We start from the raw sequence: 24,686 nt of genomic DNA, 5'->3' as shown, positions 1-24,686 counted from the left end.
ATGACGACGACGAAGCGGGTGGAGAAGCCCTGGGGCCATGAGCTTATCTGGGCCCACACGGAGCGCTACGTGGGCAAGCTCCTGCACGTGAAGGCAGGGCACAAGCTCAGCCTGCAGTTCCACAACCGCAAGGACGAGACCATCCACGTCCAGAGCGGCAAGCTGCTCTTCGTCGTCGACGAAGGCCAGGGCCTCATCGAGAAGGAGATGAACCCCGGTGAGAGCTACCACATCAAGCCGCTGACCAAGCACCGCATGGTCGCCATCACCGACTGCGACATCCTCGAGGTGAGCACCCCCGAGCTGGATGACGTCGTGCGGCTGGAAGACTCGTACGGCCGCGCCGGCACCAGCAAGGCGTAGTCGTCCGCGTTGGCGGCCCTGCTTCCGCGCCGGCGCCCCCCGAAGTCCCGGGAGCGCGCCGGCCGCGTCGAGGCGTCACTCCCCGGCGGGCTTCACCTTGGGGTTGCGGGTCCACTGGTCGACGGTGCCGTCGCCGTCCAGGTCCTCGCCAATGCGGTCCACCTGGCCGCCCTCCCAGTACTCCCAGTAGTCCACGCGGCCGTCGTGGTTCGCGTCGCGCTCCTTGCGAACGAGCGTGTCGTTCTCGTAGTACAGCCACGAGTCCACCCTGCCGTCGCCGTCCAGGTCCCGCTCGCCCTGTGTGCGCTTGCCCTCGGCGTAGTGGTACGTGGCGTCCACCTTGCCGTCGTAGTCCAGGTCCATCACCTCGCGGACCTTCGCGCCCTGCGGGTCCATGAACTGGGTGACGTCCACGCGGCCGTCCCAGTTCAGGTCCAGCTCCTTGCGCACCAGCACGTCCTTCTGCCGGAACTCCCACACGTCCGTCCGGCCGTCGCCGTTCGCGTCCAGCTCCGTGACGGTCTCCCCGGCGGCCGGCTTTCCCCGGATGGCCTCGGCCTCCGGGCGCTTGCGCGCTGCGTCAGCGGTCTCCACAGGCTTCTGGGACGCACATCCTGACACCCCGCCTGCGGCGAGGAACCCCAGTAAAATCAGGCGTTTGCTAGGGGACATGATGCCTCCTGGGCGGGCAGGGCGCCATGTTCGCGCCGCTCGCACTCCGTGCTTTCGCAGGCCACGTCATTCCATATATTTTCACGTATCGCCATGGCCCGAAAGAAAGTCAGCACCACCATCTACATCACTCCGGAGCAGAACGAACTGCTCAAGGCGCTGAACCAGAAGACGAAGGTGCCCGTGGCCGAGTACATCCGGCAGGGCATCGACCTGGTGCTGGAGAAGTACAAGGCGCAGCTGCCGGGCCAGTCGACCTTCGACGAACTTTCCTGAAGAACGAGGCGTGACGTGACGAGCATGCGTGGCAAGCGGGCGGTGGTGCTGGGCGGGGCCGGATTCGTCGGCTCCCACCTGTGTGAGCGGCTGCTGGACGACGGCGCCGAGTCCGTCATCGCGGTCGACAACCTGATCACCGGCAACGAACAGAACGTGCGCACGCTCAAGCCGCGCGCGGGCTTCCAGTACGTGAAGCAGGACATCATCGACGGCCTGGAGGTGGACGGCCCGGTGGACTACGTCCTCAACCTGGCCTCGCCTGCCTCGCCCATCGACTACGCGAACCTCCCGCTGGAGACGCTGCGCGTGGGCTCCATTGGCACGGAGAACGCGCTGAAGCTGGCGGAGAAGAAGAAGGCCGTGTTCCTCATGGCCTCCACGTCGGAGGTCTACGGCGATCCGCTGGTGCACCCCCAGAAGGAGGATTACTGGGGCAACGTGAATCCCATCGGGCCGCGCTCGGTGTACGACGAGGCCAAGCGCTACTCGGAGGCCATCAGCGCCGCCTACGAGCGCAGCCGCGGCGTGGAGGTCCGCATCGTGCGCATCTTCAACACCTACGGTCCGCGCATGCGCCTGAACGACGGCCGCGTGGTGCCCGCCTTCGTGGGGCAGGCGCTCAAGGGCGAGGACTTCAGCGTCTTTGGCGACGGCAGCCAGACGCGCTCCTTCTGCTACGTGAAGGACCTGGTGGACGGCCTGGTGCGGCTGGTGCTTTCGGACGTCCGGGGCCCGGTGAACATCGGCAACCCGCGCGAGATGACCATCAAGCAGTTCGCGGAGGCGGTGCGCGCGGCGTCGGGTGGGGGTAGGGAGATCGTCTACCACCCGCTGCCCAAGGATGATCCGAAGCAGCGCCAGCCGGACATCACCCGCGCGCGCACGCTGCTCGGGTGGGAGCCCAAGGTCCTGCTGGAGGACGGTCTTCGGGAGACCATCGCGTACTTCCGAGAGGTTGCCGGTCGTCCCAGCGGGACTTAGGTTGGCCGCGCGCGAGTGAACGCGAAGGTGTTGACGGCCCTGCCCCCCTGGCGGCGGCGGGCCCGGGGGAGAACGGCGTGAAAGTCCTGGTGACGGGCGGAGCGGGCTTCATTGGTTCCCACGTGTGCGACGAGTTCCTGCGCAATGGCCATGAGGTCATCGCGCTGGACGACCTGTCGGGCGGCAAGAAGGAGAACCTGGATCCGCGCGTGCGCCTGGCCGTGCACGACATCCGCAGCCGCGAGGCCGCGGAGCTCATCCGCGCGGAGAAGCCCCAGGTCATCTGCCACCTGGCCGCCCAGATGGACGTCCGCCGCAGCGTGGACGACCCCGGCTTCGACGCGGACGTGAACATCCGCGGCATGCTCAACCTGCTGGAGGCCGCGCGCCAAAGCGACGTGAAGAAGGTCATCTTCAGCTCCACCGGCGGCGCCATCTACGGTGAGCAGGACTTCTTCCCCGCCACGGAGGGCCACCCCACGCGGCCGGTGTCGCCCTACGGCGTCTCCAAGGCGGCGGGCGAGCTGTATCTGGGCTACTACCGCGCCCAGTACGGCGTGCCCTTCGTCGCGCTGCGGTACGCCAACGTGTACGGCCCCCGGCAGAACCCGCACGGCGAGGCGGGCGTGGTGGCCATCTTCAGCCAGCGCGTCATCGCCGGGCAGGGCTGCACCATCTTCGGCGAGGGCAAGCAGACGCGGGACTTCGTCTTCGGTCCGGACGTGGCGCGCGCCAACTACCTGGCCTTCCAGAGCGACTACGTGGGCGCCGCGAACATCGGCACCGGCGTGGAGACGGACATCAACCGCCTCTATGAGCTCATCGCGCAGGCGGGCGGCAGCTCGCTGAAGGTGGCGCACGCGCCGGGCAAGCCGGGCGAACAGATGCGCTCCTGCATCGACGCGTCCCTGGCGAAGAAGGTGCTGGGCTGGGAGCCGACGGTGCAGTTGGCGGACGGCCTGCGCCACACGCTCCAGTTCTTCCGGGACAAGGCCGCCGGCCCCGCGCGGGCCCGGGGCTAGTCCGCCTCCGGACGTTCCTTTGCTCCCTCCGGCCCGTCGCCAGGGGGAGCGGCCGTCGCCAGGCGGGTGGAAGGCCGGGCGGGCGCGTGTGCGCAGTCGTGGATTTTCGGGCGGTTCGGTGTTACCTACGCCCGCTTCGCGACTGATCGAGCGCCCTGAACATGCCGGCTGAAAACGCGCACATCCGCAACTTCTGCATCATCGCCCACATCGACCATGGAAAGTCGACGCTGGCCGACCGCCTCCTGGAAAAGACAGGCACGCTGACGAAGCGTGAGGCGCAGGCCCAGTTCCTCGACAACATGGACATCGAGCGTGAGCGGGGCATCACCATCAAGGCCCAGTCCGTGCGGATGACGTACACCGCCAAGGACGGCCAGAACTACGTCCTCAACCTCATCGACACACCGGGGCACGTGGACTTCGCCTACGAGGTGAGCCGCAGCCTCGCCGCGTGCGAGGGCGCGTTGCTCGTCGTGGACGCGAGCCAGGGCGTGGAGGCGCAGACGCTGGCCAACGTCTACATGGCGTTGGAGCACGACCTGGCCATCATCCCGGTCATCAACAAGATCGACCTGCCCAGCGCGGACGTGGAGCGCACGCGCACGGAGATCGAGGACGTCATCGGCATCGACGCGTCCCTGGCGGTGCCCACCTCCGCGAAGGAGGGCATCGGCATCCACGACATCCTGGAGGCGGTCGTCAAGCAGGTGCCGCCGCCCACGGGGGCCGTGGACGCGCCGCTCAAGGCCCTCATCTTCGACTCCTGGTACGACAACTACCGGGGCGTGGTGGTGCTGGTGCGCGTGCTGGAAGGCACGCTGAAGCTCAAGCAGAAGATCAAGATGTTCAGCAACAACAAGGCCTTCGAGGTGCAGGAGCTGGGCGTGTTCAGCCCGTTCTCGCGCCCCGTCACGCAGCTCATGGCCGGCGAGGTGGGTGTCCTCGTCGCGAACGTGAAGGAGCTGCAGGACGCGAAGGTCGGCGACACCGTCACGGAGGAGCTGCGGTCCACGGCGGAACCCTTCCCGGGGTTCAAGGAAGTCAAGCCGATGGTCTTCAGCGGCATCTTCCCGGTGGACTCGTCCGACTACGAGAACCTGCGCGACGCGCTGGCGAAGCTGACGCTCAACGACTCCGCCTTCACCTATGAGCCGGAGTCGTCCACGGCGCTGGGGTTCGGCTTCCGCTGCGGCTACCTGGGCCTGCTCCACATGGAGATCGTCCAGGAGCGGCTGGAGCGCGAGTACAACCTCAACCTCATCACCACGGCGCCGTCGGTGGTCTACCGCATCACCACCACCAAGGATGAAGTGCTCCTGGTGGACAACCCGGCGAAGCTGCCGCCGACGCAGAACATCACCAAGTTCGAGGAGCCCATCCTCACCTGTCACATCCACGTGCCCAACGAGCACCTGGGCGCCATCCTGAAGCTGTGCCAGGACCGGCGCGGCGTGCAGAAGGACATGAAGTACCTGGGCTCCAGCGGCACGCGCGTGCAGGTGACGTACGAGATGCCCATGGCGGAGGTCGTGTTCGACTTCTTCGACCGGCTCAAGAGCGTGTCGCGCGGCTACGCGAGCCTGGACTACGAGCTGTCCGCCTACGCGGAGGCGGACCTGGCGAAGCTGGACATCCTCATCAACGGGGAGCCGGTGGACGCGCTCTCCGTCATCGTGCACCGCGAGCGCGCGTACCAGCGCGGCCGCGAGGTCTGCGAGAAGCTCAAGGAAGTGATCCCCAAGCAGATGTACGAGGTGGCCATCCAGGCCGCCATCGGCGCGAAGATCATCTCCCGTGAGACGATCTCCGCGATGCGCAAGAACGTGCTCGCCAAGTGCTACGGCGGCGACATCAGCCGCAAGCGCAAGCTCCTGGAGAAGCAGAAGGAGGGCAAGAAGCGCATGAAGCAGGTCGGCACGGTGGAGATTCCGCAGGAAGCCTTCCTCGCGGTCCTCAAGACGGAGCAGTAGCCCTATGAGCACGGCCAGTCCTTCCGCGAAGCTGGGAGCGGCCATGGCCGCGCGTCGCACGCCGGAGCAGCTCAAGGCCCGCCGTCAATTGCTGTGGCGCGAGCTGCTCACCAGCCTCTGGGCCCCGCTGTGCGCGGTGGGCCTGGCGTTCGTGCCCTACGTCACGCTCATTGAAATGGCGCCGCGGACGGCGTCCTGGGCGCAGCCCCTGATCAAGGGGTTCGGCCTGCTGATGGTCATCGCCTTCGTGGGCCTGCTGGTGTGGCGCAACGCCTCCAAGAAGGAATCGTTGCTGCGCACGCTGCGGCATGAGGCGCGGGAGCTCATCGCGGAGGATGAGCGCATCCTGGAGCGCATGAAGGACAAGGTGTCTCCGGCCGTGGCGGAGAAGATCACCGACCAGGCCCTGCGCGTGGACAACGCGGCGGTGGCGGGGGACGCGGAGGTCCTGCGCGCGGAGCTGAAGGCGCTGGAGCTGATGACCCAGGAGCACCTGGGGGCCTGGCGCAAGCAGTCCGTGTGGGACATCGCGGGGGGCTTCGTCAAGGCGCTGTTCATCGCGCTGGTCATCCGCACGGTGCTGGTGGAGCCGTACCGCATCCCGTCCGGCTCCATGCTGCCCACGCTCCAGATTGGTGACCAGGTCTTCGTCAACAAGTTCATCTACGGCGTGCGCATCCCGCTGATGAACGTGGTGCCGTTCCGCATCGTGCGCGAGCCCCTGCGCGGGGACGTCATCGTCTTCAACAACCCGGTGAACGAGTCCACGGACTTCATCAAGCGCGTGGTGGGCCTTCCCGGCGACGTGGTGGAGATCCTCGACGGGGTGATCCACATCAACGGCCAGGCGCAGAAGCGCACGCTGGTGACGCCGGACTTCATCGTCCACAACCAGGACGACGCGACGGGCCGGTGGTTCGACCAGGAGGAGGTGCTCTACCGCGAGGACCTCAGCGGGGTGGTGCACTCGGCGCTCCAGCGCCCCCTGCGCCAGCCCGGCCGCGAGCATGAGGGCCCCTACACGGTGCCCGCCAACCACGTCTTCGTGATGGGCGACAACCGCGACAACAGCGCGGACAGCCGCTACGGCCTGGGCGCCCCCGGCCACTACGAGGTGGAGTACGTGCCGTACGGCCACATCAAGGGCAAGGCCATGGTGGTCTGGCTGTCGCTCGGTTGGGGCGGCCTGCTGGGCAACCTGTTTGGCGGCACGGGCCTGCGGGTGGATCGCTTCTTCGAGCCGGTGCGCTGAACGTCCCGGCCGCGCCGCCGCGCGCCACGCTTGACGCAACGTGCGGCGCGCGGTACGCGGCGGCCCCGGCCCATGAGACATCTTCTCGGAATCGCAGGCTGGCGGCGGGACGAGCTGGAAGCGCTGCTCGACCGCGCACAGGAGCACCTGCCCGGCGGACCGGAGGCCTCGCACGTGCTGCGCGGCCAGGTCGTGGCGAACCTCTTCTTCGAGGACTCCACCCGGACGCGCTCCTCCTTCGAGGTGGCCGCGCGCCGCCTGGGGGCGGACGTCCTCAACTGGAGCTTCGTCGGCTCCTCCGTGTCCAAGGGGGAGACGCTCCTGGACACCGCCCGCAACATCGAGGCCCTGGGCCCGGCCATCATCATCATCCGGCACCGCTCGTCCGGCGCGCCGCACCTCGTCGCCCGGCACGTGAAGTGCGCCGTGGTCAACGCGGGTGACGGCGCCCACGAGCACCCGTCCCAGGCGCTGCTGGACGCCTTCACCCTGCGCCAGCGCTGGGGCTCGCTGGACGGGCGCACGGTGCTCATCGTCGGGGACGTGCTGCACAGCCGCGTGGCCCGCTCCAACCTCGTGTGCCTCAAGGCGCTGGGGGCCCGCGTCGTGCTCTGCGGGCCGCCCACCCTCCTGCCCCCGGGGCTGGAGGAGATGGGCGGAGAGGTGACGCACCGGCTGGACGCGGTGCTGCCGCAGGCGGACGCGGTGATGTGCCTGCGGCTGCAGACGGAGCGGATGGCGGAGGCGTTCCTGCCTTCGCAGCGGGAGTACTCGCGGCTGTTCGGACTGACGCCCGCGCGCGTGGAGCGGATGAAGCCGGACGCGCCGGTGCTGCACCCGGGCCCCATCAACCGCGGCGTGGAGCTGTCCCCGGCGGTGGCGGACGGGCCTCGCAGCGTCATCCTGGAGCAGGTGGCCAACGGCGTCGCGGTGCGCCGGGCCATCCTGGAGAGGTGCGCATCATGACGTCGGTGCTCTTCCAGCGGGCGCGCGTCATCGACCCGCGCAATGGGGTGGACGGCATCCGGGACGTGCTCGTGACGGACGGACGGGTGGCCCAGGTGTCGGAGGCGCCGCTCGTCGCGCCGAAGGACGCGCGCGTGGTGGACGCCACCGGCAAGTGGGTGGTGCCGGGCTTCATCGACCTGCACGTGCACCTGCGCGAGCCGGGCGAGGAGGGCAAGGAGACGGTGCTCACCGGCTGCCGCGCGGCGGTTGCGGGCGGCTTCACCGGCGTGGTGGCCATGCCCAACACGAAGGTCGTCAACGACAGCGCGCTCGTCACGGAGCTGGTGCTGTCGCGCGCGCGGGACGCGGACCTGTGCCACGTCTACCCGGCGGGGGCCATCACCAAGGGGCTCAAGGGCGAGGAGCTGTCGGAGGCGGGCGAGCTGGTGGGCGCCGGCTGCGTGGCCCTCACCGACGACGGCCGCCCGGTGATGAACGCGGCGCTGATGCGCCGGGTGCTCCAGTACGCCACGCTCTTCGACGTGCCGGTGATGGTGCACGAGGAGGACCTCACGCTGTCCGCGGGCGGCGCGATGCACGAGGGCGCCACGTCCACGCGCCTGGGCCTGCGCGGCATCCCGGCCTCCGCGGAGGTGGCCATGGTGGCGCGCGACCTGGTGCTGCTGGAGGAGACGAAGGGCCGGCTGCACGTCGCGCACGTGTCGTGCGAGGGCAGCGTGCGGCTCATCCGCGAGGCGAAGAAGCGCGGCCTGCGCGTCACCTGCGAGGTGGCGCCGCACCACTTCACGCTCGATGACCGGGCGGTGGGGGACTACGACACCCACGCGAAGATGGCGCCGCCGCTCCGGGGCGACGCGGACGTGAAGGCCCTGCGCGAGGCGCTGGTGGACGGCACCGTGGACGCCATCGCCACGGACCACGCGCCCCACGGCGTGTCGGACAAGCTGGTGGAGTTCGAGAAGGGCATCAACGGCATCGTCGGGCTGGAGACGGCCCTGGGGCTCACCCTGGCGCTGGTGCACGAAGGGGTGCTCACCCCGCGCCGGGCGGTGGAGCTCCTGTCGGAGGGGCCCGCGAGGGTATTCGGCCTGCCAGGCGGTCACCTGGCGCCCGGGTCACCAGCGGACATCACGGTCGTATCACCTGGGGAGGAGTGGACGGTGGATGCTCACCGGTTCTATTCCCGCAGTCGGAATACCCCCTTCCACGGGCGCACGATGAAGGGTCGCGTGTCGCAGACGTGGGTGGGGGGCCGGTGTGTGTTCGAGGACGGTCAGCTCAAGGAGTCGCGGTGATGACGAAGCGGGCGGTGCTCGCACTGGCGGATGGCACCACCTTCGAAGGGCGGGCCTTTGGCGCGTCCGGCGAGACGGTGGGCGAAGTCGTTTTCAACACGTCCATGTACGGCTACCAGGAGATCCTCACGGACCCCTCGTACGTCGGGCAGATCGTCACCATGGCCTATCCGGAGATGGGCAACATCGGGGCGAACGCCTCGGATGAGGAAGCGGGGCAGCCGCACGCGGTGGGCATGGTGGTGCGCTCGCTGACGCGCACGCCGTCCAACTGGCGCTCGGAGGAGACGCTGGACGCGTACCTGGCGCGCCATGGCCGCGCCGGCATCGAGGGCGTGGACACGCGCCGGCTGGTGCGCCACCTGCGCACGCATGGCGCGCAGATGGGCGTCATCTCCACGGAGAACGTGTCCCTGGCCGCGCTGTCCGAGCGCGCCCGGAGCGCCGCGGGCATGGAGGGCATGGACCTGGCGACGGGCGTCTCCTGCAAGGAGCCGTACCTGTTCACCACGCCGTCGCCGGACGTGTTCCTGGCGCCCGGGGACAAGCGCCCGGAGCCGGAGCTGAAGTACGACGTGGTGGCGTACGACTACGGGCTCAAGCGCTCCATGCTCCAGTACCTGGTGGACGTGGGCTGCCGCGTGACGGTGGTGCCGTCCCACACCACGGCGGAGCAGGTGCTGGCGCGCAGGCCGCACGGCGTCTTCCTGGCCAACGGCCCGGGCGACCCGGCCGCGGTGAAGGGCGCGGACCGCACGGTGGCGGCGCTCCTGGGCAAGGTGCCGGTGTTCGGCATCTGCCTGGGGCATCAGATCATGGCGCTGGCGCTGGGCGGCCGGACGTACAAGATGAAGTTCGGTCACCGGGGTGGCAACCAGCCCGTGAAGGACTTGACGACGGGCAAGGTGGAGATCACCGCGCAGAACCACGGGTTCGCGGTGGACGACGCCAGCCTCAAGGGCAAGGCCGTGGTGACGCACATCAACCTGAACGACGGTACGGTGGAGGGCCTGGCCGTTCCGGACGCGAGGGCCTTCAGCGTGCAGTACCACCCCGAGGCTTCGCCCGGCCCTCACGACGCGCGCTACCTGTTCAGCCGCTTCGCGACGCTGATGGCGGGATGAAAAGGCGCCCACCGCTCCTATGGACACCGCGCTGACCCCGTTGTCGTACCAGCCCTACCTGGACCAGCTCATCGCCTTCGGCAGCGATGAGACGCGCAAGCCGGACCTGCTCGACGCGAAGGCGGAGTACTTCCGCCTCACGGGCGAGGTGTTCGAGGACGACAAGTTCTTCGAGCTGCGCATGGCGTCGTTCCTGGACTACTACCTCTACGACCGCGTCTCGCCGCTCACCGGCAGGACGCCGGCCGTGGAGCTGTACGAGCAGCGCACCCAGTCCGCGGCGCCGGAGGAGGCCAACGCCTTCCGCAGCTTCACGGAGACGGTGCACGGCCTCTTCGAGGTGCGCAAGCTGGGCAAGGGCATGGTGCGCCTGCGCGAGCTCTTCTCCGGCAAGGACTTCGACGTGACGGAGCGCCGCCACGTCGCGGGCCTGGAGTCGGGGGACGTGCTGGAGGCGCGCCTCATCCCCTTTGGCGGGCACCTGCTGTTCTCCTCCGCCTTCTGCTACCACCCGGCCATGGCGCTCAAGAACATCAAGGCCGAGGTGAAGCGCCGCAAGAAGAAGGAGCCGGAGCGCCCGCCGCGCGACCTGGTGTGGGAGTGCGCCCGCCGGGCCCTCAACGTGGAGCGCTACCGCCAGCTGTCCGTGGAGAAGCTCTACGACTTCACGCAGAAGGCCTTCTGAGTCCAGAAGGCCCTGCGCGCCGGGCATCCACCGCGCCCTAGGGGCTGTCCCTGATTAACGCAGCCAGAGAAGCATGGAGGCGACGTGCAGGACGGCGAGGTAGCTGCTCGCCGTCTTGTCGTACCGGGTCGCGGCGGCGCGAAAGCGCTTGAGGTCGTGGAAGAAGCACTCCACCCGGTAGCGAAGCCGATAGAGGGTTCGGTCCAGCGCTGGGGGCTGCTTGCGGCTGGGATGGGGATGGATGACGGGCTTCATCCCCACCTTCTGGGCGTTGGCGCGAATGCGCTCGGCGTCATAGCCCGTGTCCGCGATGAAGGCCTCGCCCTCGGCGTGCACCAGCAGTTCCTCGGCCATCGTTGACTCATGTTGCTGGCCGGGCGTCAGCACGAGGTGGAGCGGCTTACCGCCCGTCGTTGTGACGGCGTGAACTTTCGTTGAAAAACCTCCTCGAGAACGCCCCAGAGCATTTCTTCGGACCCCCCTTTTCCGCCCGAGGCGTCCTGGTGCGCTCGAACGACGGAAGCGTCAGCGAGGGAGCCGAGCTCATCCACGTCCAGCCGCAGCGCTTTGAAGATGGCTTCCCAGCGCCCGGTTTTCGCCCAGCGGTGGAAGCGGTTGTAGACCGTCTTCCAGTGGCCGAATCTCTCGGGCAGGTCCCGCCACTGCACGCCCGTCTTCACACGCCAGATGACGGCGTTGATGAAGTCGCGGTCTCCTCGCTTCGAGGGAGGGCCGCTGCGCGAGCCCAGCAGGGGCTCGATGCGGCTCCACTCGGCATCGCTCAGCTCATGTCGGCGCACAGCCAGCGTTGATCACGTCCGACGCTGGCTGGCAACCTCCGGATGCCTTCGGACGCCAGGTCCAACTCGGGTGTTTGATCCGCCAGGTTGATTTTCGGGCCGGAGATCAGGGACAGCCCCTAGACGCGGTGGATGCTCATCAGGTTGGTGTTGCCCGGGACGTTGAGCGGCACGCCGGCCACGACGATGACGGGCGTGCCGGGCTCGCAGAAGTGCTCCTCGTGGCAGAGGCGGCGCACCTGCTTGAGCATGGCGTCCGTGGTCGTGACGCGCTTCACCAGGTGGCCCGTCACCCCCCAGTACAGCGCCATCCGGTTCACCGTGTCCGGGTTGGGCGTCAGCGCGATGACGCGCGCGCCGGGCCGGAACTCGGAGATGAGCCGCGCGGTGTGGCCGCTCTCCGTGTACGCGACGATGGTCCCGATGTTGAGCTGCCGCGACGCCGCCACGGCCGCCGCGGCGATGCCGGTGCCCAGGTCTTCCGAGCGCTCGAAGGGGGAGTGCGACAGGGAGATGGTGCCCGTGCGCTCCGTCTCCTCCACGATGCGCGCCATGGTGGCCGCCGCGTCGATGGGGTAGCGGCCCGCCGCCGTCTCGCCGGACAGCATCACCGCGTCCGCGCCGTCGAGGATGGCGTTGGCCACGTCGGACACCTCCGCGCGCGTGGGCCGGGCGTTGTTCACCATGCTCTCCAGCATCTCCGTCGCGACGATGACGATGCCCCCCATGCGGTTGACCTCCCGCACGGCGCGCTTCTGGATGGCCGGCAGCTGCTCCAGCGGCATCTCCACACCCAGGTCGCCCCGGGCCACCATCACCCCGTCCGACTCCGCGGCGATGGCCGCCAGGTTCTCCACCGCCTGGGGCTTTTCAATCTTGGAGATGATGGGCGTCTTGCGCCGGGCCACCAGGGCGCGGGCCTGCCGCACGTCCTGCGCGGAGCGCACGAAGGACAGCGCCACGTAGTCCACGCCCACCTCCTGGCCGAAGGCCAGGTCCACCTTGTCCTTCTCCGTGAGGGTGGGGACGGACATGGCCGTCCCGGGCAGGTTGAGGCCCTTGTGGTCCTTGAGGAGCCCGCCCACCTCCACGCGGCAGGACACGTCCCGGCCGTCCACCTTCAGCACGCGCAGGCGCACCCGGCCGTCGTCCAGGAGCACGACGTGGCCCCTCTCCACGTCCCGGGGCAGCGAGCGCACCGGGGTGGGGATGACGCGGCCCTGGCCCACCACCGCGCGCGTCGTCACCATCACGGTGTCGCCCGGCGTCACCAGCAGCTGGCCGCCCTCGAACTTGCCCAGGCGCACCTTGGGGCCCTGGACGTCCTGGAGGATGGCCACCGGCACGCCCAGCTTCTTCGCCACCGCGCGGATGCGGAGCACCCGCTGGCGGTGCTCGTCGTGCGTACCGTGGGAGAAGTTCAGCCGGGCCACGTTCATGCCCGCGCGGACCAGCCCTTCAATGACTTCGCGGGAGTCCGAAGCCGGCCCCAGCGTGCAGATGATCTTCGCCTTGCGCATAGGGCCGCGCATCCTAGCCCCACGGGGTGGGCGGCTTGACAGCCTTGCGCCCGAAGGACTAACTCTTCGCCCACGCGCTGGGCGGAAAGTTACCGCCCACCGGCGCACGCCATTCGTGGCTCCCAGTCACCTGGGACGAAGAAAGCCCGGCTACCCTGGGAGGGGGGGCCGGGCTTTCGCCGTTCCGGGGCGCACGTGCGCGCTAGAGGTCGATCTCCTGCCCCTTGCCCATGGGCGCCATCACCGGGGGCTCCTGGGCGGAGCGGTCCATGCCGATGTCCTCCGAGGGCGGCTTCGGGCTGCCGGCGCTGGGGCCCATGGGCGGCGGCGGGGGCAGGGGACCCATGTCCAGGTCGCCCCCGTGGCCGCTGCCCCCCACGCCCATGCCCTGCTGCTGCTGGAGGGCTTCAATCTCCGCGCGGGTGATGCCCGCCAGCGCCAGCACCTTGCGCGTCACGCGGATGCGGGCGTTGCTGTGCATGGCCATGGCGATGGAGTCCGAGGGCCGGGCGTCCAGCGCGAGCTGCTTCTGGCCCTGCTGGAGGAAGACGCGGCCGGAGTAGACGTTGTCGCGCAGGTCGTCGATGCGGACCTCGGTGACCTTGCCGCCCAGCTTGGACACCACGTCGTCCAGCAGGTCCTGCGACAGGGGCTGCGGGGGCGGGCGCTCGGCCAGACGGAAGGCGATGGAGACCGCGGCGCCCTCATCCACGAAGAGGGGCAGCACCGTCTCCCCGTCCTTGGTGGACAGCACGACGGCGTGCGTCTGGGCCTCCATCAGGGGCACCACGTCCTTCACTTCCAGCTCCACCAGGTCCGTGCAGGCCTTGGGGTCGCTGCCCTTCTCCGTGAGGCAGGGCTTCTCTTTCTTTCCTTCCGCCTGCCCGGAGGCGGCGATGGCGCCGGGGATGCCGAACGCGGGAAGGAAGAGCAGTCCTCCCAGCGCCAGCACCACGGCCGTGAACGGAGCGACGAAGAAGTTGGCGCGGTTGGACGTTTTCACATCCTTAAGCTACGCACCTCTCCCTTCACCGAAAGGGCACCGCACCCCCGCCTCCGCGAGCGGCCCCCGGGCCCCTGCCCTCCGGGTAGGAGGGCAGCCGACCAGGCGGGAACAACGGGCGCGACTAGCGGTCCTGCTCCTCGTCTTCCGCCTCGTCGTCGTAGTCCTCGTCGTCCTCGGACTCCTCGTCGTCCTCGTCCTCGTCGAGGTCGTCGTCTTCCGCCTCCTCGTCGGCGTCATCGTCGTCGTCGTCGATTTCGTCCTCCAGCTCCTCGGCCTCCAGCGCGAGCGTGACGGCGAAGTACTTCTTGCTCAAGGTCGCGATCTGCGCGCGCATCTCCGTGAGCGCGGCGACGAAGTCCTCGGAGAGGTTGGCGGGCGCCTTCGAATCGCAGTGGGGACAGATGATCTTCTCCGTCCCTTCGATGAGGTCCTGGGCTTCCAACTCGAAGCTCGCCTCGCACTTCTGACAGGTGAAGTCGATGCTCATGGTCGGGCGCGGCATACAAAGCAGGTGAACATGCTGTCAACGTCAGAGACGCGGAGACTTGGTTCTGGCCGGGCGCTTCCACTACGTTCGCCCGATGGACCTGCCCAAGACGATGCTGCATGCGCTGCATGACCAGTCCGCCCGGCTGGAACACCGCCCGGCGCTCTGGTCACGCAAGGGGGGCGCCTACGTCCCCACCTCGTGGTTCGACTATGCCCAGCGCGTCAAGCGCTTCGGGCTGGGGCTGTACGCCCTGGGGTTCCGGGAGGGGGACCCCCTGGGCATCCTGAGCTTCAACCGCGAGGCGTGGCACGTGGCGGCCCTGGGGGCCATGGCGCTGGGGGGCGTGCCGGTGGGGCTCTACACCACCAGCAGCATGGAGCAGCTCACCTACATCCTGGGCCACTGCGAGGCGCGCTTCCTGCTGGTGGAGAACGCGAAGCACCTGGCCACCGCGCTGGAGCTCCAGCGGCGGCTGCCCGCGCTCAAGCACGTCATCGTCGTGGACCCGCCCACGCCCCTGCCTGAAGGCGTGCTGACGTACGCGGACGTGGTGGCCTCTGGGGGCAAGGCGGACGAAAGCCCCTACTGGGACGGCGTCCACGCGCTCCACCCGGACGGCCTGGGCACGCTCATCTACACGTCGGGCACCACCGGGCAGCCCAAGGGCGTGGCGCTGAGCCACCGCAACCTGGCGTGGACGGCAAAGCAGCTGGGCGAAACGATGGACTTCCGCGACATGGAGGATGACCGGCTCCTGTCCTACCTCCCGCTGTCGCACATCGCGGAGCAGGTGGTGTCGCTGCACGGCCCGCTGCTGATGGGCATGCAGGTGTACTTCGCGGACTCGCTGGACGCGCTGGGCAAGAACCTCCAGGAGGTCCGGCCCACCATCTTCTTCGGGGTGCCGCGCGTCTGGGAGAAGTTCAAGACGAAGGCGGAGGAGGGGCTGGCCGCGCAGCCGCCCCTGAAGCGCCGGCTGGTGGAGTGGGCCCGGGGCACGGCGCTGGAGCGCAACACGCGCCACCTCAACCAGGAGCGCGTGCCCGTCCTCATGGAGGCCAAGTACGCGCTGGCCCGGAAGCTGGTGTTCGCGCCCCTGAAGACGCGCATCGGCCTGGACCAGGCGCGGGTGTTCGCCACGTCGGCGGCGCCCATTGGCCGGGAGGTGCTGGACTTCTTCGCCTCCATCGACGTCATCCTCCTGGAGGCCTGGGGCATGACGGAGGTGACGGGCCCCGCCACGGTGAACACCTCCGAGTGCGCCCGCCTGGGCACGGTGGGCCGTCCCATGCTGGGCGTGGAGGTCCGCATCGCGGAGGACGGGGAGATCCTCGTCCGGGGCGGCAACGTGTGCCTGGGCTACCACCGCAACCCCGCGGCCACGCAGGAGCTGCTGGAGGACGGGTGGCTGCACACCGGGGACGTGGGGCAGCTGGATGACGGGGGCTTCCTGCGCATCACCGGGCGCAAGAAGGAGATCATCGTCACCTCCGGCGGCAAGAAGACGTCGCCCGCGAACATCGAGGAGCTCATCAAGGCCGTGTCGCCCGTGGGCCACGCGGTGGTGCTGGGCGACCGGCGCAACTTCCTGGTGGCCCTGGTGACGTTGGATCCGGACCGCGCGCGCCGGTTCGCGAAGGAGCGCGGCTGGTCGGAGGACCTGGCCGCCCTGGTGAAGGACCCGCGGCTCCAGCAGCACCTGCACGAGGCCCTGGAGCGCGAGGTGAACCCGAAGCTGTCGCGCTTCGAGACCATCAAGCGCTTCACCGTGCTGTCCGGTGAGTTCACCACGGAGGGCGGGGAGCTCACGCCCAGCATGAAGGTGCGCCGCAAGGTGGTGGAGGAGAAGTACGCGCTGGCCATCGACGCGCTCTACCGCGAGCCGAACGGGGCGGCGGCGGCGCACGACTGAGGACGTCCCGGGGGCTCCGGACCTCCGGACCTTCGGGGCCCGGACAAAGCGAAAGGGGCGAGGAATCCTTGACGGATCCTTCGCCCCCTCCCCCCGTGCTTCAGGGATTCAAGCCGTGGCTACTTCTGGCCCGTGCGCTTCTCGCGGGCGACGTAGTCGCGGCGGGTGGCGCCCGTGTAGACCTGACGGGGACGGGCGATCTTCTGCTCGTTGTCCGTCACCATCTCCTCCCACTGCGCGCACCAGCCCACCGTGCGGGGGATGGCGAACAGGACGGGGAACATCTCCGCCTGGAAGCCCATCGCCTCGTAGATGAGGCCCGAGTAGAAGTCGACGTTGGGGTACAGCTTGCGCTTCACGAAGTACTCGTCCTCGAGCGCGATGCGCTCCAGCTCGAGCGCGATGTCCAGCAGCGGGTTCTTGCCGGTGACTTCGAAGACCTCGTCCGCCACGCGCTTGATGACCTTGGCGCGCGGGTCGTAGGACTTGTAGACGCGGTGGCCGAAGCCCATGAGCTTCTTCTCGCCCTCGCCGCCCTTCACCTGCTTGATGAACTCCGGGATCTTCGACACGTGGCCGATGTCGCGGAGCATGCGCAGCACGGCTTCGTTGGCGCCGCCGTGCAGCGGGCCGTAGAGCGCGCCCACGCCCGCGGCGACCGCGGAGTACGGATCCACCTGCGAAGAGCCCACCGTGCGCACGGACGTGGTGGAGCAGTTCTGCTCGTGGTCCGCGTGGAGGATGAAGAGCACGTCCAGCGCCTTCTCCAGCACCGGGTGCACTTTGTACGCCCCGCCGATGTGCTTCATCATCGTCAGGAAGTTGGCGACGTAGGACAGCTCGTTGCTCGGGTAGACGTACGGCAGGCCCATCGTGTGCCGGTAGGAGAACGCGGCGATGGTGGGCATCTTCGCGATGAGCCGGGTGATCTGGATCTCGCGGCTGCGCTCGTCACGGATGTTCTTCGCGTCCGGGTAGAAGCCGGACAGCGCGGCCACGGTGGAGCCGAGCATGGACATGGGGTGCGCGTCGTAGCGGAACCCGTCCATGAAGGACTTCACGTTCTCGTGCACGTACGTGTGGTGCGTGACGAGGTTGGTGAAGACCTCCAGCTCCTTCTCCGTGGGCAGCTCGCCCTTGAGGAGCAGGTAGGCCACTTCCAGGAAGTTGGACTTCTCCGCGAGCTGCTCGATGGGGTAGCCGCGATACTCCAGGATGCCCTTGTCACCGTCGATGAACGTGATGGCGCTCTTACAGTTCGCCGTGTTCAGGAACGCCGGGTCGTAGCCCATCAGACCGAAGTCATCGCTACCGGTCTTGATCTGGCGCAGGTCGGGGGTCCGGATACAGCCGTTCTCGATCGGGACCTCGTACGTCTTCCCGGTCCGATTGTCGGTGATCGTCAGCGTGTCCTTGGGCATGGGCGGAGATTTCACAGGGCGGCGGACGCTTTCAACAAAAAAGAACGATAAGTCCGAGAGGCGAACCTTCGGCGCCGTCCCGCACGTTCAGGAATAGCGGACACCCGAACGCGCGAGCTGCCGCCAGAAACCCGGAAAGCTCTTCTCCACGCACTCCGGCCCCGTCAGCTCCAGGGGAACCCCGGACAGCACACACAGGGTGGCCGCTGACATCGCCAGTCGGTGGTCACCCCGGCTGTCCATGGCGAAGCTCGCGGGCTTCGTCGCCGGAGGCACGATGCGCAGCTGCTCTCCGTCGGGGCCCGCCGTCAGCTCCGTGGCGCCGCCATAGGCCGCCACCAGGGCGCGGATGCCCTCCAGCCGGTCGCTCTCCTTGACCCGCAGGATGCCCACGTCCGTCAGCGTCGTGGGCCGGGGCAGCACGCACGCGAGCGCCGCCAGCGTGGGCAGCAGGTCCGGGCACTCCTTGCCCGTCGCCCGCAGCTCGCCGGTCGCGTCGCCTTCGAAGCGCCAGGTATTAGCAGCGCCTGCCGGCACCATTCGCAAACCCACGTCAGCGACCAGCCGGAGGATCGCCTGGTCGGGGTGGGCACTCTCTGGTTCGGCCCGCTCCACCGTGCCGCCCGTGCGCCACGCGATGAGCACCAGGTAGCCCAGGGACGACCAGTCCCCGGGCAGCGACGGCACCGACGCGGGGGCCTGATACGCCGTGACGGCGTAGCGGCCCTCGGACTGCTCCACGGTGAAGCCGAAGCGGCGCAGCCACGCCACCGTCAGGTCCATGTAGCCGGCGCTGGTGAGCGCGCCTTCGATCTCCACGCTCCACGCGCGCTTCTCACGGAGGAACCGCTCCGCGCAGCCCAGGAGCAGGCTGGACGCGTACTGGCTGCTCTGCGCGCCCGGCACGCGGAACACCGGCGGCACCTTCGACGTGTCCTGGGGCGCGTGCAGCTCCACGGGCCACGGGGTGCCTTCGGTGAGCGTCAGGCCCGTGGGGGCCAGGGCCTGCTTGAGCGACGTGAAGAGGGGGCCGTGGGGCCGCTCGCCCAGGCGGGGCGTGCCGGTGAAGCGCACGCGGGCGCCGGGCGTCACCGCGGCCTGGGTGACGAGGATGCGGAAGGGGGCGCCGCCGTCCGCGCAGTCCACGTCCCGTACGGGGCCGGGCGGCAGGCGCAGGGCCTCCACGCCCCGGCGCAGCACGCGCACGTCGGCGGGGAGGTCCTCGTCCGCCTCCGCCTGCACCGACGGCAACGGCCAGGCACCCGTGAGGTGTCCCAGGACAAGGGCTCGCTGGGCGTCCGACTTCGACACGGGCGGGGTGAGCAGGGAGGCGCTCAGGGCGCTCGGGTCGACGGTGAGACGGCTCGGCGAGGCATGGCTCAAGGGCGGGCTCCTCGGGTCCAGGCGGCCCACAGGGCGCGCCAGGTTTTCGGCATGACGTCCACGACTTCGGCGGTGCCCACGGCCGTGAGCAGCACCATGCGCAGCTCGCCCTTCGCGCCGGCCTTCTTGTCGGCGTCCAGGAGCGCGGCCACGTCCTTCAGCGACGCGCGGCGGGACAGCTCCGCGGCGTGGTCGCGGCCCAGCACGCCCGGGCCCCGCGTCAGCGCGCGTTCCACTTCATGCGCCACCGGCTCCGGCGTGATGCCCAGGTGCCGGCCGACGTCGAGCGCCCAGAGGATGCCCAGGCCCACGGCGTCGCCGTGCGACAGCTTGAAGCGCGACAGGCTCTCCAGCACGTGGCCGAAGGTGTGGCCGAAGTTGAGCACGCGGCGCAGGCCCTGGTGCTCGTAGGGGTCCTTCGCGCAGATGCCCTCCTTCAGGCCGCGCGCGTCCTTCACCAGCTTCTCCAGCGCGGGCGGCGTGCGCACGTAGCGCTTGAAGAGGGACGCATCCAGCGACGCGACCATCTTCCACGCCTCGATGGAGCCCTCGCGCACCTGCGCGTCGGACAGCGTGGCGTACAGCTCCGGGCACAGCCACGTCTCATCGGCGTAGTGGAAGACGCCCGCGGGGTTCTTCACCACGCGGCCGCGCACGGTGAGGTCCACCGCGCCCTTGCCGCCCAGGCTGCTGTCCACCGCCGCGAGCAGCGTGGTGGGCACCTGCACCAGCCGCACGCCGCGCTTGAGCAGGTGCGCGGCCACCGTGGCCACGTCGCCCACGGTGCCACCGCCCACGGCGACGAGCGTGCCGGAGCGCGGCAGGTTCAGCCCGCCCGCGAGCACCTTCTCCAGGGAGACCATGCTCTTGGCGCGCTCACCGCCCACCAGCTGGATGATGGCGCGCGGAGAGCGGGCCTCCAGCGCGGGCAGGAGCGTGGGGTGGAAGCGCGCGACCGTGCGGTCCACCACGGCCACGCTGCCCTCGGGCAGGCGGGAGACGAGCTTCGTGAAGGAGCCCCAGCGATCAGCCGGGGGACGATAGGCACCGGGAGGAAGGGAGCTCATGCGCAGTGGGGGCGGGCGTTGAGTTGCAGGACGAGGTCGGCGATGACGAGCGACACCATGGCCTCCAGCACCGGGACGGCGCGGGGCATGATGCACGGGTCGTGTCGGCCGCCCTTGGCGTGATCCGCGAGCGTCGCGGGGGGCTTGAAGAAGGCGCGCACCTGCATGGGCTCGCCGTTGGCGAGGCCACCCTGGATGCCACCGTACGCGTCCTTCACGGAGTGGAACTGGCTGCCGGGCTGCCCGATGCGCTGGAGCAGATCCGGCGGGCCCCAGACGACGCCGGTGACGGCGCCGATGCTGCCCAGCGCCTGCGCGATGAGCGCCTTGAGCTTGCCGAAGATGGGCTCGCCCAGGCCCACGGGCAGGCCCTCCACGCGCACGTCGATGGCGCCGCCCAGGCTGTCCCCGGCCTCCTTCGCGGCGAGGATCTGGCGGGACATCTCGTCGCGCAGGGTGACGTCCGGGCAGCGGGTGGGGTGCGCGTCCACGAGCGCGCGGGTGAGGCCCGGCGCCGGAACGGAGGCCACCAGCTCCCCCACCTGCGACACGTAGGCCACGGTGCTCAGCGTGGGCAGGTCGCGGGCCAGGTACGCCTCCGCGATGGTGCCGCCGATGACGCGGCAGAGCGTCTCCCGGCCGCTGGTGCGCCCGCCGCCGCGGTGGTCGCGGTGCTTGTAGCGCTCGCGCCAGACGGCGTCCGCGTGGCCGGGCCGGTCCACGGCCGCCAGCTGGTTGTAGTCCTGCGAGCGCTGGTTCGTGTTGCGCACGATGGCCGCGATGGGCGTGCCCAGCGTCTTGTCCTCGAAGACGCCAGAGAGGATCTCCACGCTGTCCGGCTCGTTGCGCGCGGTGACGAGGGCGGACTGCCCGGGACGCCTGCGGTCCAGGGCCGCCTGGAGCAGGTCGCGCGTGAGCGGGACGCCCGCGGGACAGCCGTCCAGGATGGAGCCGAGCGCGGGGCCGTGGCTTTCGCCGAAGGTCGTCAGCCGGAAGAGGGTGCCAAAGGTATTCATGTCGCCGTTTCCCAGAGTTGTCGCTGCCGCCGGGCCTGGGCGACGAACCACGCCGCACCGAGCAGGAGAGGGGTGCCCCCGCGGCTAACGATCTCCGCGGCGACGCGCCGGCCGGGTGCACCGTATGCGATCACCGCCACGCGCGCTCCCTCGAATCGCAGGGCTTCGGGCGGGGCCACCCGGTCCGGCCACGTCCAGACCCAGTCCCCGGACAGCGGCGCCTGGACCTCGGCCCGACGCACGACCCGCAGGGCAAGGCCCTGTTCCGCGGCCACCAGTTTCAGGGCCTGCGTGGAGCCGCCGTCTCCCAGCACCGACACCGACGTCGAACCCAGGCGCTCCAGCACCGCGCGGGCGCCCTCGGTGTCGGTGTTGTGGGACTCCCACCGCGAGCCCCGTCGCACCAGGGTGTTGATGGCCTCCAGGGGCGAGCCGGTGTGTCGCGCGAGCCGCATCTTGAAGGGGCTGGTGACGGCGAAGCCCGCGTAGTGCGCCAGCAGCGAATCCACCACCGCCTCCACCGGCGCGTCCTCCACCAGGTCGATGCGATCAAACGGCTGGCGGTGGATCCGGGGCGAGCGCGAGTGCGGAATCGAAGTCCCCAGGATGCCCAGGCGCGGCGCGCTCCGGTCCTTCGCCTTGCGATGCTCGCGCACCACGTCGTCCAGCAGACGCTGACCCGGGGCGGCCGTCCACGCGCCCCCCATCGCCAGGTACTCCAGCCCGTTGCGGGAGGAGAGCACCGCGCGCGCGGGGAGCGCCACCGGCCCCATGCCCAGCACCGTGACGCGCTCCGCGCCGAAGCGGGCGGAGAGCTGGCGCTGCGTCTCCAGCAGCACGTCCAGGTCCGCCGGGACGTCCATGGGCTCCACGTGCTTCACCAGCGCATCCGTGGGGAGCGGGCGGGACCAGCGCCGCAGCGCCTCCGCCGTCGTCAGCGGCCCCTCCGCGTGGTGCGACGCGAGCAGGCGGCCCGGGGGGGCGTCCAGGTCGTTGGCGCGCTCCACGTCCTTGTCCACGCGCCACGCGGCCTCCACCCAGGCGCCAGGCAGCGGCTTGCCACGCTCGGAGACCAGCAGCGGCATCACGCGGGCCAGGGCCCCGGGGTCGATGGCGCCGGGGGCGTGCAGGTCGGTCCTCACCTCCAGCACGTCCGCGCCCCTTCGCAGGCCATCCCGGGCGAAGGCCAGGGCCTCCTCGCCGGTGAGGGTGGGGGGCAGGGTGATGATGCGCCGGGTGGCCCTCACGTGGACTCCTGGGCAAGACAGCCCCGGAGGAAGTCCGCCAGGGCAATGGTGGGAACGCGGGCGTGGAGGGCTTCGCGCTCGTGGAACATCGAGTGCAGCTCCTCCTCCAGCGACACGTCCGCGCGCAGGCGCGGGCGCGTGGTGTCCGCCGTCAGCCGCTCGCGGTACGTGTCGAAGCTGACCGGGACGACGAGCGTGAAGTGCTCCCGGAGCGCGTCCGGGTGGTGTGACAGGAAGCCGCCGCCCACCGCCACCACGCCGCCGCCGGGCAGCAGGCCCAGCGTCTCGCGCTCCGCGGCGCGGAAGGTGGTGGGGGACTCCGCGACCCAGGTGCGGAGCGGGCGCCCGTGACGGCGCTCCAGCTCCGCGTCCAGATCCAGCCCGGTGCGCCCCAGCAGGCGCGAGACGAGCGGAAGCAGGCGCGTCTTGCCCGCGGCGCGATGCCCGGCGAGCACCACGGTCTGCGCCTCCTCCGGACGGGGGCAGGGCCCCGGGGACGCGAGGGCCTGCTGGAGCACCGGCTGGAGCCGGGGGTCTACCGACGCGACGACCTGGGCGACGAGGAGGCGCCGGGCCTCAGCGGACGGTTCCGACATAGACGTAGGCGGTTCCAAACAGCAGGGGGTGGGCGGCGCGCTCGGAGTAGGCGCCGGCCTGGTCCATCAGGGAGAGGAAGCGCTCGCCCGCGGGGAAGGCCGCGGCGGTGCGAGGCAGGTACGCATACGCGGCGCGGTTGCCCGTCAGCAGCCCGCCGACCGCCGGCATGATGGTCTTGCTGTAGAAGCGGAACAGCGCGCCGTATGGGCCGGTGGGCTGGCCGAACTCCAGCACCACCACGCGGCCGCCCGGGCGCACCACGCGCGCCATCTCCTGCAGGCACTTCACCGGATCATCCACGTTGCGGATGCCGAAGGAGATGGACGCCACGTCGAAGCTGTTGTCCGGGAGGGTGAGCGCCATCGCGTCCTGCACCTGGAACTCCACCTCCAGGCCGGCCTTGGCCGCCTTGGCGGGCGCGCTCTCCAGCATCTCCGGGCAGAAGTCAGTGCCCACCACGCGGCCGGTGGGGCCCACCTTGCGCTTGAACGCCAGCGCCAGGTCACCCGTGCCGGTGGCGCAGTCGAGCACCTGGCTGCCTTCCTTCGCCTGGCTCAGCTTCACCGCCGTGCGCCGCCACAGCCGGTGCACGCCGAAGGAGAGGACTTCGTTCGTCACGTCGTAGCGCGTGGCGATGGAGGAGAACATCTGACGGACTTCGGTGCTCATCGCGCCCCCGCGATCTGTGCCGGACCCGCCGGCGTCCAAAGGTGACGGTCCACCGCGGCGAGCACGCCGGGCAGCCGCCGCATCAACGACGCAAAATCCTCGGGCGACAGCGCCTGCTGCCCGTCGCACAACGCCTGCTCCGGCTTCGCGTGGACCTCAATCAACAGCCCGTCCGCGCCCGCCGCCGCCGCCGCCAGCGACATGGGCGCGATGAGCGACGGAATCCCTGTCGCATGCGAAGGATCCACGATGACGGGCAGGTGCGACTTCTCCTTCGCCCACGCCACCGCGGCCAGGTCCAGCGTGTTGCGCATCGCGGTCTCGAAGGTGCGGATGCCGCGCTCGCACAGGATGACCTGCTCGTTGCCGCCCGCGAGGATGTACTCGGCGGCGTTGAGCCACTCCTGCACCGTGGCGGACAGCCCGCGCTTGAGCAGCACCGGCTTGCGCAGCCGGCCCAGCGCCCGCAGCAGCCCGAAGTTCTGCATGTTGCGCGCGCCCACCTGGAGGATGTCCGCGTGCTGCGCCATCAACGGCAGCTGCTCCGTCTCCATCACCTCGCTGATGATGGGCAGCCCGTGCCGCCGGCCCGCGTCCACCAGCAGCTTCAGCCCCGGCTCGCCCATGCCCTGGAACGCGTAGGGGCTGGTGCGGGGCTTGAACACGCCGCCGCGCAGCAGGTGGGCGCCCGCGTGGGCCACCGCCCGCGCTGAGAGCTCCAACTGCTCCGCGCCTTCCACGGCGCACGGCCCGGCCATCACCACGAAGCCCCGGCCTCCCACCTCCACGCCACCCACCCGGACCCGCGTGCCGTCAGGATGCGCCGACCGCAGGACGCGGTGTGCGCCCGGCTCACGCCGCGTGGCTGGGTCGTCTGCTTGCTGGCCTCCCACGGCGACTCCTTCGGTCGGTGGAGTTCAAGCGGTTTTGAACTCCTTGGTGC

At 69.8% G+C, this 24,686-nt stretch carries 23 protein-coding genes and 1 pseudogene; 11 read left to right on the top strand and 13 right to left on the bottom strand.

Going from position 1 to position 24,686, the window contains the following annotated elements:
- Nucleotides 1-363, top strand: coding sequence for a cupin domain-containing protein (locus OV207_RS37385; protein WP_120530894.1), 363 nt, complete (start codon nt 1-3; stop codon nt 361-363).
- Between the two features lie 75 nt (nt 364-438).
- Here the strand turns inward: OV207_RS37385 and OV207_RS37380 are convergent, their stop codons facing one another.
- Nucleotides 439-957 (bottom strand): hypothetical protein, encoded by a 519-nt coding sequence (locus OV207_RS37380; protein WP_324291604.1) that lies wholly within the window; start codon nt 955-957, stop codon nt 439-441.
- A gap of 171 nt (nt 958-1,128) precedes the next feature.
- Between OV207_RS37380 and OV207_RS37375 the strand changes: the two genes are divergently transcribed.
- The 9 genes from OV207_RS37375 (at nt 1,129) to OV207_RS37335 (ending at nt 10,615) form a co-directional block, all read left to right on the top strand.
- Nucleotides 1,129-1,311, top strand: coding sequence for a ribbon-helix-helix domain-containing protein (locus tag OV207_RS37375; protein WP_120530896.1), 183 nt, complete (start codon nt 1,129-1,131; stop codon nt 1,309-1,311).
- 24 nt (nt 1,312-1,335) lie between these two features.
- A complete protein-coding gene (locus tag OV207_RS37370) occupies nt 1,336-2,295 on the top strand; it encodes a UDP-glucuronic acid decarboxylase family protein (protein WP_193430224.1) in 960 nt (319 codons plus the stop codon).
- A gap of 77 nt (nt 2,296-2,372) precedes the next feature.
- Entirely contained in the window at nt 2,373-3,317 is a 945-nt protein-coding gene (locus tag OV207_RS37365; protein ID WP_267559818.1) for an NAD-dependent epimerase/dehydratase family protein, read from the top strand.
- Nucleotides 3,318-3,478: 161 nt separating this feature from the next.
- Entirely contained in the window at nt 3,479-5,290 is a 1,812-nt protein-coding gene (lepA, locus tag OV207_RS37360; RefSeq protein WP_193430175.1) for a translation elongation factor 4, read from the top strand.
- Between the two features lie 4 nt (nt 5,291-5,294).
- A complete protein-coding gene (lepB, locus tag OV207_RS37355; protein WP_267559817.1) occupies nt 5,295-6,542 on the top strand; it encodes a signal peptidase I in 1,248 nt (415 codons plus the stop codon).
- 72 nt (nt 6,543-6,614) lie between these two features.
- Nucleotides 6,615-7,508, top strand: coding sequence for an aspartate carbamoyltransferase catalytic subunit (locus OV207_RS37350; RefSeq protein ID WP_267559816.1), 894 nt, complete (start codon nt 6,615-6,617; stop codon nt 7,506-7,508).
- The gene (locus OV207_RS37345; protein ID WP_193430172.1) at nt 7,505-8,806 is read left to right on the top strand and encodes a dihydroorotase; all 1,302 of its coding nucleotides are present in this window, start codon (nt 7,505-7,507) and stop codon (nt 8,804-8,806) included. Before OV207_RS37350 ends, OV207_RS37345 begins: the two co-directional genes overlap by 4 nt.
- A complete protein-coding gene (carA, locus tag OV207_RS37340; RefSeq protein ID WP_193430171.1) occupies nt 8,806-9,930 on the top strand; it encodes a glutamine-hydrolyzing carbamoyl-phosphate synthase small subunit in 1,125 nt (374 codons plus the stop codon). The genes OV207_RS37345 and carA overlap by 1 nt, the downstream gene beginning before the upstream one ends.
- A gap of 19 nt (nt 9,931-9,949) precedes the next feature.
- Nucleotides 9,950-10,615: a hypothetical protein gene (locus tag OV207_RS37335; protein ID WP_267559815.1), complete on the top strand. Its 666-nt coding sequence runs from the start codon at nt 9,950-9,952 to the stop codon at nt 10,613-10,615.
- A 54-nt stretch (nt 10,616-10,669) separates the two neighbouring features.
- Here the strand turns inward: OV207_RS37335 and OV207_RS37330 are convergent.
- The 4 genes and pseudogenes from OV207_RS37330 to OV207_RS37315 all read right to left on the bottom strand — a co-directional run bounded on the left by OV207_RS37330 (nt 10,670) and on the right by OV207_RS37315 (nt 14,428).
- Nucleotides 10,670-11,415, bottom strand: a pseudogene (locus OV207_RS37330) (IS5 family transposase).
- 119 nt (nt 11,416-11,534) lie between these two features.
- Nucleotides 11,535-12,935: a pyruvate kinase gene (gene pyk / locus OV207_RS37325; RefSeq protein ID WP_267559814.1), complete on the bottom strand. Its 1,401-nt coding sequence runs from the start codon at nt 12,933-12,935 to the stop codon at nt 11,535-11,537.
- A gap of 202 nt (nt 12,936-13,137) precedes the next feature.
- On the bottom strand, nt 13,138-13,938 hold the full coding sequence (locus OV207_RS37320) for a bifunctional nuclease family protein (RefSeq protein ID WP_267559813.1): 801 nt from the start codon (nt 13,936-13,938) through the stop codon (nt 13,138-13,140).
- 124 nt (nt 13,939-14,062) lie between these two features.
- On the bottom strand, nt 14,063-14,428 hold the full coding sequence (locus tag OV207_RS37315; protein ID WP_227028033.1) for a hypothetical protein: 366 nt from the start codon (nt 14,426-14,428) through the stop codon (nt 14,063-14,065).
- A 94-nt stretch (nt 14,429-14,522) separates the two neighbouring features.
- Between OV207_RS37315 and OV207_RS37310 the strand changes: the two genes are divergently transcribed.
- On the top strand, nt 14,523-16,343 hold the full coding sequence (locus tag OV207_RS37310; RefSeq protein WP_267559812.1) for an AMP-dependent synthetase/ligase: 1,821 nt from the start codon (nt 14,523-14,525) through the stop codon (nt 16,341-16,343).
- A 119-nt stretch (nt 16,344-16,462) separates the two neighbouring features.
- On the opposite strand, the gene OV207_RS37305 is transcribed toward OV207_RS37310, so the two are convergent.
- From OV207_RS37305 to aroF, 8 genes are all read right to left on the bottom strand, one after another.
- Nucleotides 16,463-17,764 (bottom strand): citrate synthase, encoded by a 1,302-nt coding sequence (locus OV207_RS37305; RefSeq protein WP_193430166.1) that lies wholly within the window; start codon nt 17,762-17,764, stop codon nt 16,463-16,465.
- Between the two features lie 87 nt (nt 17,765-17,851).
- Complete coding sequence (locus tag OV207_RS37300) at nt 17,852-19,147, bottom strand: 3-phosphoshikimate 1-carboxyvinyltransferase (RefSeq protein ID WP_267559811.1); 1,296 nt, start codon at nt 19,145-19,147, stop codon at nt 17,852-17,854.
- Nucleotides 19,144-20,214: a 3-dehydroquinate synthase gene (locus OV207_RS37295; protein WP_267559810.1), complete on the bottom strand. Its 1,071-nt coding sequence runs from the start codon at nt 20,212-20,214 to the stop codon at nt 19,144-19,146. The genes OV207_RS37300 and OV207_RS37295 overlap by 4 nt, the downstream gene beginning before the upstream one ends.
- The gene (gene aroC / locus OV207_RS37290) at nt 20,211-21,230 is read right to left on the bottom strand and encodes a chorismate synthase (RefSeq protein WP_267559809.1); all 1,020 of its coding nucleotides are present in this window, start codon (nt 21,228-21,230) and stop codon (nt 20,211-20,213) included. Before aroC ends, OV207_RS37295 begins: the two co-directional genes overlap by 4 nt.
- The gene (locus OV207_RS37285) at nt 21,227-22,477 is read right to left on the bottom strand and encodes a shikimate dehydrogenase (RefSeq protein ID WP_267559808.1); all 1,251 of its coding nucleotides are present in this window, start codon (nt 22,475-22,477) and stop codon (nt 21,227-21,229) included. Before OV207_RS37285 ends, aroC begins: the two co-directional genes overlap by 4 nt.
- Nucleotides 22,474-23,073 (bottom strand): shikimate kinase, encoded by a 600-nt coding sequence (locus tag OV207_RS37280; protein ID WP_193430161.1) that lies wholly within the window; start codon nt 23,071-23,073, stop codon nt 22,474-22,476. Before OV207_RS37280 ends, OV207_RS37285 begins: the two co-directional genes overlap by 4 nt.
- The gene (gene ubiE / locus OV207_RS37275) at nt 23,054-23,743 is read right to left on the bottom strand and encodes a bifunctional demethylmenaquinone methyltransferase/2-methoxy-6-polyprenyl-1,4-benzoquinol methylase UbiE (protein ID WP_267559807.1); all 690 of its coding nucleotides are present in this window, start codon (nt 23,741-23,743) and stop codon (nt 23,054-23,056) included. Before ubiE ends, OV207_RS37280 begins: the two co-directional genes overlap by 20 nt.
- Entirely contained in the window at nt 23,740-24,636 is an 897-nt protein-coding gene (gene aroF / locus OV207_RS37270) for a 3-deoxy-7-phosphoheptulonate synthase (protein ID WP_324291603.1), read from the bottom strand. Before aroF ends, ubiE begins: the two co-directional genes overlap by 4 nt.
- Between the last annotated feature and the right edge of the window lie 50 nt (nt 24,637-24,686).

Source organism: Corallococcus sp. BB11-1 (assembly GCF_026626625.1).
Taxonomy (GTDB): domain Bacteria; phylum Myxococcota; class Myxococcia; order Myxococcales; family Myxococcaceae; genus Corallococcus; species Corallococcus soli.
Note: the sequence above shows the minus strand (reverse complement) of the source record. Positions and strands in the feature narration are given on the sequence as shown.